Source organism: Frigoribacterium sp. Leaf164 (genome assembly GCF_001423665.1).
Lineage (GTDB): Bacteria > Actinomycetota > Actinomycetes > Actinomycetales > Microbacteriaceae > Frigoribacterium > Frigoribacterium endophyticum.
This window is the reverse complement of record NZ_LMOX01000003.1, coordinates 1,398,965-1,409,860: the sequence shown is the minus strand read 5'-3', so window position 1 is coordinate 1,409,860 and position 10,896 is coordinate 1,398,965. Positions and strand designations below refer to the sequence as shown.

The 10,896-nt window shown below is 75.9% G+C and carries 12 protein-coding genes; 5 read left to right on the top strand and 7 right to left on the bottom strand.

Features of this window, described 5'->3' with window-relative positions; genetic code table 11:
* Positions 1 to 344: 344 nt before the first annotated feature.
* From ASF82_RS14620 to ASF82_RS14595, 6 genes are all read right to left on the bottom strand, one after another.
* Positions 345 to 1,166, bottom strand: a complete 822-nt coding sequence (locus ASF82_RS14620) for a glycosyltransferase family 2 protein (protein WP_235491305.1) — start codon at positions 1,164 to 1,166, stop codon at positions 345 to 347.
* Positions 1,163 to 2,566, bottom strand: a complete 1,404-nt coding sequence (locus ASF82_RS16265) for a bifunctional PIG-L family deacetylase/class I SAM-dependent methyltransferase (RefSeq protein WP_056058551.1) — start codon at positions 2,564 to 2,566, stop codon at positions 1,163 to 1,165. The genes ASF82_RS14620 and ASF82_RS16265 overlap by 4 nt, the downstream gene beginning before the upstream one ends.
* Positions 2,560 to 3,783 carry an acyl-CoA dehydrogenase gene (locus tag ASF82_RS16260; protein ID WP_235491304.1) on the bottom strand — a complete coding sequence of 408 codons (1,224 nt, stop codon included), beginning with the start codon at positions 3,781 to 3,783 and terminating at the stop codon, positions 2,560 to 2,562. Before ASF82_RS16260 ends, ASF82_RS16265 begins: the two co-directional genes overlap by 7 nt.
* 102 nt (positions 3,784 to 3,885) lie before the next feature.
* Complete coding sequence (locus ASF82_RS14605; protein WP_056058547.1) at positions 3,886 to 5,256, bottom strand: GNAT family N-acetyltransferase; 1,371 nt, start codon at positions 5,254 to 5,256, stop codon at positions 3,886 to 3,888.
* 59 nt (positions 5,257 to 5,315) lie between these two features.
* Complete coding sequence (locus ASF82_RS14600) at positions 5,316 to 6,029, bottom strand: GAF and ANTAR domain-containing protein (protein ID WP_056058544.1); 714 nt, start codon at positions 6,027 to 6,029, stop codon at positions 5,316 to 5,318.
* Entirely contained in the window at positions 6,026 to 6,541 is a 516-nt protein-coding gene (locus ASF82_RS14595; RefSeq protein WP_156370191.1) for an ANTAR domain-containing protein, read from the bottom strand. Before ASF82_RS14595 ends, ASF82_RS14600 begins: the two co-directional genes overlap by 4 nt.
* Positions 6,542 to 6,682: 141 nt before the next feature.
* On the opposite strand from ASF82_RS14595, the gene ASF82_RS14590 reads away from it, so the two are divergent.
* The 5 genes from ASF82_RS14590 (at position 6,683) to ASF82_RS14570 (ending at position 10,571) form a co-directional block, all read left to right on the top strand.
* Entirely contained in the window at positions 6,683 to 6,970 is a 288-nt protein-coding gene (locus ASF82_RS14590; protein ID WP_056058539.1) for a hypothetical protein, read from the top strand.
* Positions 6,971 to 7,055: 85 nt separating this feature from the next.
* Complete coding sequence (gene ald, locus ASF82_RS14585; RefSeq protein ID WP_056058535.1) at positions 7,056 to 8,150, top strand: alanine dehydrogenase; 1,095 nt, start codon at positions 7,056 to 7,058, stop codon at positions 8,148 to 8,150.
* 162 nt (positions 8,151 to 8,312) lie between these two features.
* On the top strand, positions 8,313 to 8,585 hold the full coding sequence (locus tag ASF82_RS14580; RefSeq protein WP_056058532.1) for a hypothetical protein: 273 nt from the start codon (positions 8,313 to 8,315) through the stop codon (positions 8,583 to 8,585).
* A gap of 439 nt (positions 8,586 to 9,024) precedes the next feature.
* The gene (locus ASF82_RS14575; RefSeq protein ID WP_056058528.1) at positions 9,025 to 9,810 is read left to right on the top strand and encodes a hypothetical protein; all 786 of its coding nucleotides are present in this window, start codon (positions 9,025 to 9,027) and stop codon (positions 9,808 to 9,810) included.
* A 47-nt stretch (positions 9,811 to 9,857) separates the two neighbouring features.
* Entirely contained in the window at positions 9,858 to 10,571 is a 714-nt protein-coding gene (locus ASF82_RS14570; protein ID WP_082514678.1) for a GAF and ANTAR domain-containing protein, read from the top strand.
* Here ASF82_RS14570 and ASF82_RS14565 read toward each other — a convergent pair.
* Entirely contained in the window at positions 10,561 to 10,896 is a 336-nt protein-coding gene (locus tag ASF82_RS14565; RefSeq protein ID WP_056058522.1) for a hypothetical protein, read from the bottom strand. The two genes, ASF82_RS14570 and ASF82_RS14565, sit on opposite strands and share 11 nt — an antisense overlap.

The window sequence follows — 10,896 nt, the reverse complement described above, 5'->3', positions numbered from 1 at the left end:
AGTGGAGCACGGCCCTCGGGGCGAACAGCGACCAGACTCCCGCTCCTCCACTCCAGAGTGGAGGACGGCCCTCGGGGCGAACAGCGACCAGACTCCCGCTCCTCCACTCCAGAGTGGAGGACGACTTCGGGGAGACGTCTTCTCAACCCCCGCTGCTCCACTCCAGAGTGGATCGACGTTTCTCGACCACGACGTCCTGGCCGGCCACCGCAGCAGCGAGCCAGCCGCACCGCGCCGGGCGACGACGTCGAGGTGACCCTTCCTGGGGCCTCCGTGCGGAGGAGGGCCCAGGAAGGGTCACCTCGATGCGCGGCGCGGCGCGGCGCCGGCGCCGGCGCCGGCGCTCAGGCGAGCAGGTCGTTCGCGAGGTAGCCCGCGTAGCCGCCGCGCGTGCGGCCGACGCGACGCCCCGAGGTCAGCACCTCGCCCGCCTCCGACGCCAGCAGGGTCGCCCCCGCCGCGCGCAGCCGCCCGACGAGCGTCACGTCCTCGTGCAGGTCGAGGTCGCCGAAGCCCCCCGCCTCCGCGTAGCGCGACGCCCGCACCCCGAGGTTCGCCCCGTGCACGTGCCCGTTCGGCCGCCCGGGCGTGTGGCGGGCCGTCCAGGCGGCGACCTGCTCCCGGCTGAGGTCGGCGAAGTCGGGCCGGACGGTGCCGACCACGACGTCCGCCCCGGCGTCGGCCTCGTCGAGCTGCGACGTCAGCCAGGCCGGCGGCACCTGCGAGTCGGCGTCCGTGTTGGCGATCCACACGCGGTCCGCGGTGGTCGCGGGCCCGTCGTCCGGCCCGCCCCGGCCCTCGCCCCGGCGCAGCTCCACGAGCGCCCACTCGACGCCGGTCGACCGCGCGAGCCCGACGTTGTGGACGCTGGTCTCGAGCACGGTGACTCCCGGCACGGCCCTTGCGAGCCGCACGGTGTCGTCCGTGCAGCCGTCGGCCACGACGACGACGACGACCCGCGCCTCCGGGCGCTCCTCGACCAGGTGACGCCGCGCCTCGGCGACGGAGGCGAGGCAGCGCTCGATCAGCTCCTGCTCGTCGCGCGCCGGCACGACGACGGCGACCCCGACGACCGGGGCCGGCGAGGAGTCGCGGGCCGGCTCCGCGACGGAGGCCCGGTCGCGCGCGTCGTCGGCGGGCACGGCGCAGGGCGCGGGCGCGCTCACCGGAGGCCCGTCCGCTCGGCGACGGACCGGCCGTCGAGCGAGAACACGTCGAGCAGGAAGTCGGCCTCGACGTGCTGCACCACGCGGCGCAGCCCGGCGCGCTCGGCCCAGGCGGCCAGCACGGCGTGCACCTCGTCGCCTCCCTGGGCGAAGTCGTCGGCCCCGTGCCGCCAGTGGCAGGCCACGAGCGTCCCGGTCGCCGTGAGCGCGGCGGCGACGCCGTCGAGCAGGGCGGTCAGCGCACCGGGCTCGAGGTAGTAGCCGACCTCGCCGAGCACGACGAGGTCCCAGCGCCCCTCGGGCAGCCCCTCGGAGGCGTCGGCCCGCTCCACCCGCACGTGCGGCTGGTCGGCGAGCCGCTCGCGGGCACGCTCCACGGCCACCGGCGAGACGTCGAGCGCGAGGACCCGGTCGGCCCGGGCGGCGAGCTCGCTCGTCACGACGCCGATCGAGCAGCCGACCTCGAGCACCGCGCCGTACCGCTCGTCGGGCAGGGCCCCGAGCACCAGGGCGCGCTTGCGCCGCTCGTACCACCGCGTCGTGACGCCCCACGGGTCGTCGCGGGCGGCGTGCGTCCCGTCGAAGCGCGAGGCGTCGTCGGCGGGGGCGTCACCGGCGACGGGCACGTCGACGGGGACGTCCGCGGGCACGGAGCGCACGAACACGTCGCGCCCGGCGGCGAAGTGGGCGAGGAACTCCGGCCGCAGCACCGCCTCGTCGCCCGGGCGCGCGGAGAGCGGCCTGACCTGGCTGACGTAGCGGGCGAGGGCGTGCTGGCGCGCGACCCGCGCCTCCTCGTCCACCGTCAGCTGGACCAGCTGAGCCCACGGCACGTCGGGGTGGTCGGGCGAGCCCCAGTGCCACATCCAGACCGGGTACTCGAGCAGCTCGGGCGCCGGGTGCGCTCCGGCGACGACCTCGGCCGCCACCTCGCCGAGCACGCGGTGGTCGCGGTGCCCGTCGCCGCGCCAGGTCGACACGACCGCGGAGGGAGCGAGCTCGTCGACGAGGTCGACGAGCCGGTCGCGCACGGCCTCGCGGTGCTCACGCACGGCCCCGTCGGGCACGCCGAGCATCACGAGCCGGACCCCGGGGCCGAGCTCGTCGAGGGCCGCGCGCGCCTCGCGGCGCCGGACCTCGCCGAGCTCGGCGCTCGACGTCGTCTCCGACGCCGGGTGCGAGGCGGTGCCGTCCGTCACGACGACGACCGTGACGGGCTGCCCCCGCCGGGCGGCGGCGGCGATCAGCGAGCCGGCGCCGAGCGTCTCGTCGTCGGCGTGGGCCGCGAGCACGAGCAGGGAGCCGGGGAGGCGCGGTGCAGCCGGCAGCGCCGCCAGGCGCGGGTCGGCCTCCCACGTCGCGACGGAGGTGCCGGGCTCGCGGGCGTCGAAGCTCACCACGGGTCCACCCCCTCCCCGGCGGCGTCGACCCCGTCGCCGGCGGGCTGGACGGACTCGGCCACGCGGTCGAGCGCCCGCTCGCGGACAGCGCCGCCGAGCGACGCCTCGTCCTTCTCCGCGTGGTGCTGGCGCAGGTACAGCTCGAGGTCGGCGACGCGGGCGGCGTGCGCCGCGTCGAGCGCCAGGGGCGCGGGCCCGAGGGCCCGGCCGACGGCGGTGAGCACGTCGTCGGCGGCGCGGGCCACCGTTCCCCGCACCCGCTTGGCGAGGAGGCGCCCCTCGCGACCGGTGGCCTCGCCCGCGTCGACGAGGTCGGCGGCCTCGGCGAGCGCACGCCGCGCGTCGCCGAGGCGCTCGTCGACCACCCCGAGGGCGCGGAGCCGCCAGGGGTCGGGCTCGCGGCCGACGGTCGCGGCGTGGAGGGTGCGGGCGACGCCGACCGCTCCGCCGTACCAGCAGGCGGCGACGCCGATGCCGCCCCACTCGAAGCCCGGGCGGCGCAGGTACCAGCCGGGCTCGCCGACCGGGCTCGCCGCGACGTCGTCGAAACGGACGGGGCCCGAGGGGATGTCGACCAGGCCGCGGGCGTGCCACGTGCCCGGGACGACCTCGACGCCGGGCTGGTGCAGGTCGACCGCGAAGAGACGGCGCTCGTCGCCCGCCCAGGCGGTGACGAGGGCCGCGTCGAGCTGGCCGGCGAGGGAGCACCACGGCTTGACGCCGGTGAGCGTCCAGCGCTCGGGGGCGGCGGTCGCGGCGCCGTCGGCAGCGGGGGCGGCGGGGTCGTCGGGGTCGACAGCGATGGTCGGGGCCCGCGTGGCGTCGAGCCGCACCCCCGGGCCCTCGGCGGCGAAGACGCCCCAGACCGGCCCGGCCGCGGAGGCCCGGCCACCCGAGCCAGCAGCGCCCGCAGCGCCCGCAGCGCCCGCGACGGCCGGCGCCACCTGCCCGGCCTCCCGCGCCTGCTCGAGGACGGCCACCGCGTCGAGGTGCGGCTCGACGGCCCGCGCCGCGGAGAGGTCGTGGGCGGCGAGCGTGGCCAGCGCGCGCCAGAGGTCCGCGGTGTGGCCGGTGCCGGGGGCGGGCACCGCGCCTCCCCGCCGCCCGGGGCCGGTCAGGCTCGCGGCGAGGCCCAGGGCCTCGGCGACGGAGGCCGGCAGGTGAGCACGGACGAAGGAGGTCGTCGACCCTGGCGGGACGGCGCGCGACAAGTGCATGCTCCGACCGTACGGGGCGTGCACGGCCTGCACCCAGCGTTGTCCCCCACACAGGGCACGGCGGCGTGTGCGCTCCCGGCCGCCGAGCGGCCGGGCCCGCCGTCAGAACGAGGTGATGCCGTGCAGCGGCCGGTCGGGCGCGAGCATCGCCCGGAGCGACTGCACCGCGCCCGCGCGGCGCTCGCGGACGAGACCGGCCCCGGCGAGCGTCACGGGGTCGACGCCGCCGAGCCAGAGCGAGCCCAGCGTGGCGACGTCGAGGTCGAGGTCGGCCCGGCGGACGCCCGCGCGCTTGACGGTCGCCGAGCCGCCCTCGCTCGTGACCCGGAAGGTGCCGGCCGCGTGCCCCAGGGCGTCGGCGACCGCGAGCGTGACGACCCCGTCGGCCGACCACGGCCTCGCCTGCAGCGCCGCCACGGGGTCGAGCACGCGCAGCCAGACGTGGTCCTCGTCGTGGGTGATGCGCATCGCGCGGGGGTCGACCAGCGCGTGCAGCAGCGGGTCGGCCTGGGGAGCCTGCTCGTAGCGGACGGTGTCGACGAGGTCGACCTCGAGCAGCAGCTGCCAGAGGCCGAGGTACGCGTCGTCGCTCGCCGCCACGAGGTCGGTGACGATCAGCACGGTCGTCGCGCCCTCGTCGAGCTTGTAGGTGACGTAGCCGTCGACCGCGCCCGCGGGGTCACGGTGCACCGCGGCGCGGATCGCGGGGTCGGAGACGCCGCCCGGCCGGCCGCCGTGCAGCCGGTGCGACCAGACGCCCTCGTGCCGGTCGATCGACCCCGGGCTGCGGCGGTGGAACCGGGCGAAGACCTCGCGGGCCGTCGCCTCGAACGCCTCGTCGCGGGCGACCAGGTCGACGCTGCCCGCGGGCTCGGAGAGCAGGCCGGAGGCGCGGCGCCGGTCGACCTCGACCTTGCGTTCGCGGGTGGCCGGCCCGAACCCGAACCGTCGGTAGATCACGCCCTCGCTGGCGGTCAGCGCGGCCACCGCGAGGCCCGCGCCCTTCGCGGCGGCGAGGTCGTCGGTCATCAACCTGCGGAGGATGCCCCGACGGCGGTAGGTCGGCTGCACGGTCACGCCCGAGACGAGGTGCGCGTCGAGGAGGCGCCCGCCGCCGACGTTGATCGAGCGGGTGAGGCTGACGAAGGTGCCCACGGGCACTCCGGACGCGGCGAGGGAGCCCTCCCGCGCCTCCTTCGCGTAGACGCCCGTGTAGAGCCGGCCGTCGACGACGCCGCGCTGCGTCTCGCGGCCGATCGTGCCGGCGTCGGGCTCAGCGTTGTGGAAGCCGAGGGTGACCGCCCGCGTCCAGGCCGTCGAGTCGGCGTCGGCGCGCGGGTCGGCGGGCGCGGCGCCGTCGCCCGCGGCGTCGCCGGCGGCACCGTCAGCGTCGTCGCCCGCATCGGCGACCGGGGTCGGCTCGAGCGCGGCGGGGAAGGAACGGATGTCGAAGTCGTCGTCGAAGGGAGCCACGACGGCCAGCGTAGGGCGCGCCGCCGACGCTGTCGTCGGCCGGAGGGAGGAGCCGACGGCTAGAGCGTCAGCCGCCGCTCCACGAGCCCGCGGGCGACGTCGGCGAGGCGCGTGCGGGTGCGCCGCGCGTGCGACCGCATCAGCTCGAAGGCCTGGTCGGTGCTGACGTCGTGCGTGTGGGCGAGCACGCCCTTCGCCTGCTCGATGACGACGCGGGTGGTCAGCGCCGACTGCAGCTGGGCCTGGACGGCGGTGCTCTCGCGCAGCGTCCTCTCCTGCACGATGCCGATGGTCGCGACGTCGGCGAGCGCCTGCGCCACGCGCACGTCGCGCTCGTTGAGCTCACCGGGCTCGTGCCGCAGCAGGTTGAGCGTGCCGATCACGGTCTCGCGGAGGCGCAGGGGCACGGCGTGCACCGAGCGGAAGCCCTGCTCGCGCGCGACGCGGGCGAAGCGCGGCCAGCGGGCGTCGCCCCCGTCGAGCGAGGTGACCGAGACGACCTTGCCGGTGCGGAAGCACTCCCAGCAGGGCCCCTCCTCCGCGTCGAGCTGCATGGTCTCGACGAGCGAGGTCGCCTCGCTCGTCGAGGCGACGACCTCGAGCTCGCCCGAGTCGTCGGCGAGCAGGATGCCCCCCTCCGAGACGTCGAGCAGGTCGTGGCAGGTCTCGACGAGCGACTGCAGCAGCTCGATGACGTCGAAGCCCGCGACGAGCGAGTCGGCCAGGGTGGTGAAGGCGTCGACGAGAGCGGCCTCCCGTGTGGATTCCGTCATGATGACTCCTCGATGCCCGTGGGGCGTGTGGCGAAGCTGAGGCGACCGGCCAGGACGTCGTCGGCGACCTCGCGCATCGACGTCCCGGTGGCGAAGGCGTGGCCCTGCAGCAGCAGCTCGGCGTCCTCGGGCGAGACGCCGACCTGGGCGAGCACCATGCCGGTGGCCTGGTGGACGTGCCGGCGCGAGAAGCGGTCGGTCACGGCGTCGTCGTGCTGCTCGTCGGCGATCTCGCGGACGGCGGCGCGCAGCAGGTGGCGGCTGACCTCGCGGGCCAGGGCGGAGGCGCGGAGGGCGTGCTCGTCGCTCAGGTCGTGCGCGTGGTCGCACCAGAGGTCCATGGCGCCGAGCGCGAGCGGGCCGAGCAGCAGGGGGAAGGCGAAGAGGGCACCGATCGGCTCGTCGGCGAGCGCCCGCGAGAACGCGGGCCAGACGCGCACGGGCGAGCCCGCGACGTCGGGCTCGAGCACCGGTCGGCGGGCGGCGACGGCGTCCCAGCCCTCCCTGCACACTCCGGTCTCGGAGTCAACCGTACCGCCGACCCTGTCGCCGGGGCCCCGTGACGTGCGACCATCGGAGCACGAGAGACCGTTCCCCCGGACCCCGGGAGCGGCGGACACGCGGCCTCGGCCGCTCTACCGGACGGGGTCACCGTGAACGTCACCAGCCTGAGCATCGACGGCCAGCTCTACCACCTCGACCCCTCGGTCGACGTGGGCGCCCTCAAGGCCCGCATCTCGGCCGTCGCTCGACAGGGAGCGGACTTCGTCGACTTCTCGACGGTCGCGCACGGCCTGGTCTCGGTGCTCGTCACGGCGTCGAGCGTCGTGCGCCTCCAGTCGGTGCCGACCGAGCCCGTCGACGCGGCCCACGAGCCGGAGGAAGCCACGGAGTGGGCGCGCATCGACGCCGCCATCGACTTCGACGAGTACGCCTGGTAGCCCCCGCGTCGCCGACGGGCCACGATGGAGGCACCCGGTCACCCGACAGAGACGTCGACACGACCGCGAGACGGACGGAGCCCCCATGCGCGTCGGCGTGCCTACCGAGATCAAGAACAACGAGGCCCGCGTGGCGATCACGCCCGCCGGGGTCGACGCCCTGGTGCGCCGGGGCCACGAGGTGCTCGTGCAGTCGGGGGCGGGCCTCGGCTCGCGTCTCTCCGACGCCGACTTCGCCGCGGCGGGCGCGACGGTCGTCGACGGCCCCGCGGCCGTGTGGGACGCCGCCGACCTGCTCGTCAAGGTCAAGGAGCCCGTCGCCGAGGAGCACGCCCGCCTCCGTGCCGACCAGGTGCTCTTCACGTACCTGCACCTCGCGGCCGACCGGGCCCTGACGGAGGCGCTGGTCGCCTCGGGCACGACCGCGATCGCCTACGAGACGGTGCAGCTGGCCGACCGCTCGCTGCCGCTGCTGCAGCCGATGAGCGAGGTGGCCGGGCGGCTGTCGATCACGGTGGGGGCGTACCACCTGATGCGCGCCTCCGGCGGTCGCGGGACCCTGCTCGGCGGCGTCCCGGGCACCCCGCGCGCGAAGGTCGTGGTGATCGGCGGGGGCGTCGCCGGCGAGCACGCGGCGGCCGCCGCCGTCGGCCTGGGCGCCGACGTGACCGTGGTCGACTTGTCGCTGCCGCGCCTCCGGAGCCTCGAGGCGCGCTTCGACGGGCGCGTCGCCACGCGGCACTCGTCGCCGTGGGAGATCGCGGCGCAGGTGCGCGACGCCGACCTCGTGATCGGGTCGGTGCTCGTGCCCGGAGCCGCGGCGCCGAAGCTCGTGACCGACGAGATGGTCGCCGGCATGAAGGCCGGTGCGGTGCTCGTCGACATCGCGATCGACCAGGGCGGCTGCTTCGAGGGGTCGCGCCCGACCACGCACGACGACCCCACCTTCGCGGTGCACGACGCCGTGTACTACTGCGTCGCCAACATGCCCGGCGCCGTGCCGGAGACGTCGACGCGGGCGCTCACGGCGGCGACGCTGCCCTACGTGGCGGCGCTCGCCGACCACGGCTGGCGTGCGGCGACCGAGGCGGACCCGGCCCTCGCGCTCGGGCTCAACGTCGTGGGCGGGCGCGTCACGAACGCCGGGGTCGCGACGGCGCTCGGGCTGCCGCTGGGCTAGGCGAGGGAGGGCCCGCCGGAGGGCGCGCCGCAGCGTGCTCCCGAGTGCCTCGGCGCGACGCGCCGGTGTCCGCGGGCGACGCGCCGGAGCGCTTGCGGAGCGTCGGAGGGGCTGCCTACACTCGACCCCTGTTCGAACACGTGTTCGAGAGAGGCGGCCCTGATGAACATCTCCACGACCCGATCCGACGTCGCGCTCTGGTTCGTCGACGAGGTGCCCGACCGGCTCGTGCACGACGGGGTGCGGTACCGCGTCTCCGACATGCCGACGAAGCTCTTCGACGAGCCGACCTTCGTGCACGCGCTCATCACGCACCCACCACGGCAGTTCGTCGGGTGGCGGTTCCAGGCCACCGACGGGGTCGGCACGACCCACATGTTCGAGGTGCTGCGCGACGCCGCGGGCCGGTGGGTGCTGGGCCGCGTCTACGACTGAGGCGAGGCCGCCCCTCGACCGAGGTGACTCGATCTGGGCCCTGGGAGTCCGTGACGACCCAGGACGCGACATCTCGCGGGGGTCGCCCACCCCCGCCCGGCGTCGGCACCCGAGTCACGAGTTGTCGACAGGGTGTGGATGACGTGTGGAGAACCTGTGCCGACACGCCGCCCGCCCCGTGGAGAACTGGGGACAACTGGGGACAAAGGTGTGGAAATCACACCGGTGTAATTCACGCATAGCTCTGTGACCAGCACTTTCGGCGAGGGCTAGCCCTGTGGATAACTCTCGATCTCGCGCTCGACTTGTCCACATCGCGGGAGGGGGACGGATGCGGTAGGTGCGACCTGAGGCCGGTCGCAGGTCGCGGTGCCAGACTCGCCGCAGCGATCTCCCGGCGCCCGTGCCCGCGGCGCCGTCCACCCGAGGAAGGACCGCCGTGCCCAAGGACGACAAGACCCCGAAGAACTCCGACGCAGGGAAGGGCTCCGCCAAGGGGGCCACGAAGAAGGGCTCCGCGAAGGGCTCCGCGAAGGGCGGCTCGAAGGCCGCCGAGGCCGAGACCCGCGCTCGCGAGGCCCTGCGCGCCGCGAAGGCCGCCGTCGCCGAGGCGCGCGCCCGGTCGGCGGCGCTGACCACCGTCACGCGGCCGGGCCTCGACGACCTCGCGCAGCAGCTCGTCGTCGTCAAGGGCGAGATCAAGGCCGCGACCCGTCGCGCCGAGAAGGCGGATGCCCAGCGCGCCGAGCTCGAAGAGCGCCGCGCCGCCGCCCGGAAGGCCCGTGCCCGCGCCGAGAAGAAGGCCGCGAAGGCCGACGCCGCCCGCGAGGAGGTCGCCGCGGCCGAGAAGGCCGCCGCGAAGGCCGCCCGCCGCGCCGAGAAGGCCGCCGCGAAGGCGTCGCGCAGCACGGCGGCCACGGCACAGGGCGCCTCGTCGACGCCGACGTCCGGCCCGGCGGCCGACGCGACCGGTGCGCCCGCCGGCACCGCGACTCCGGCCGCCGCCGCCGCCGCCGGCTCCGCTCCCGTCGACTACGCCCTGCCGCTCCCCCCGAGCGACGAGACGACCGTGACGCGCGAGGACGGCAGCGAGGCCCGCGAGGACCTGCACGCCCAGACCCTCGTGCACCTGCGCGGCCTCGCCCGCGCGGCGGGGCTCACGGGGTACTCGCGCCTGACGAAGACCGCGCTGGTGGCGAAGCTGCAGGAGCTCCCGGTTCGGTGACCGGACATCGGCGAGCGAGCCGCGGTCTTCGTTCGTAGGGTCGGTGCATGAGCGCTGATCAGAGGGAGATCGACCTGGCCCGCGTGTTCGTCGACCTGGCGGACTCGCTCCGGGGAGGGCACGACGTCATCGACACGATGGACGTGCTCGTGCAGGCGACCGTCACGCACACCCGCGCCTCCGAGGCGGCGGTCGTGCTGGCGGACGCCGGCGGCTCCCTCCACGTCGTCGCGTCGACCTCGGAGCGCTCCGTCGACGTCGAGGAGGCGCAGATCGGCACGGCGTCGGGCCCCTGCGTCGCCGCCTACGCGGACGGCCACCTGCTCGAGGTGCCGGACGTGCACGGGGTCGTCGACCGCTGGCCGGACTTCGTCGAGACGGCCGAGGCGTCGGGCCTGCGCGCCGCCGCCGCCATCCCGCTCACGGTGCGCGACCGGACCATCGGCGGCATGAACGTCTTCCTGCGCGAGGCGGGGCGCCTGAGCGACGTCGAGCTGGTGCTGCTGCAGGCGATGACCCACGTGGCGACGATCAGCGTGCTCCAGCAGCGCGACGCCGACGCCCGCGACGAGCTCGCCGACCAGCTGCAGCGGGCGCTCGACGCCCGCGTCACGATCGAGCAGGCGAAGGGGTTCCTCGCCTACCAGCACGAGACGGGGGTGGACCAGGCCTTCGCGCTGATCCGTGACCACGCCCGGCGACACCGGGTGCGCCTCCGCGAGGTCGCCGAGGGCGTGGTGCGTCGCGAGCTCAGCCTCTGACCTCCGGCGCCGAGGCCCCGGTGGCCGAGGCCGGCTCGGGCAGCACGTGCAGGCCGGGGCCGCTGTCGGCGGAGGCGGCGAGCGCCCTCAGCCAGGCGGGGTTGATCGCCGGAGGGCGGCTGCCGGCGAAGCGGAAGCGCAGGCTCACGGTCGGGAAGACCCAGATGGTGCTGCGCCCGTCGCCGGACGCCGCGGGCTCCTTCCACGAGAAGGCGAAGCTCTCGTGGCGGCGCAGCTTGGCGACCATGACGATCTGGAGGTGCGCCAGCACACGGTCGTCCATCTGCACCTCGGCGGTGCCGCGGTCGTAGATCAGGTGGCCCAC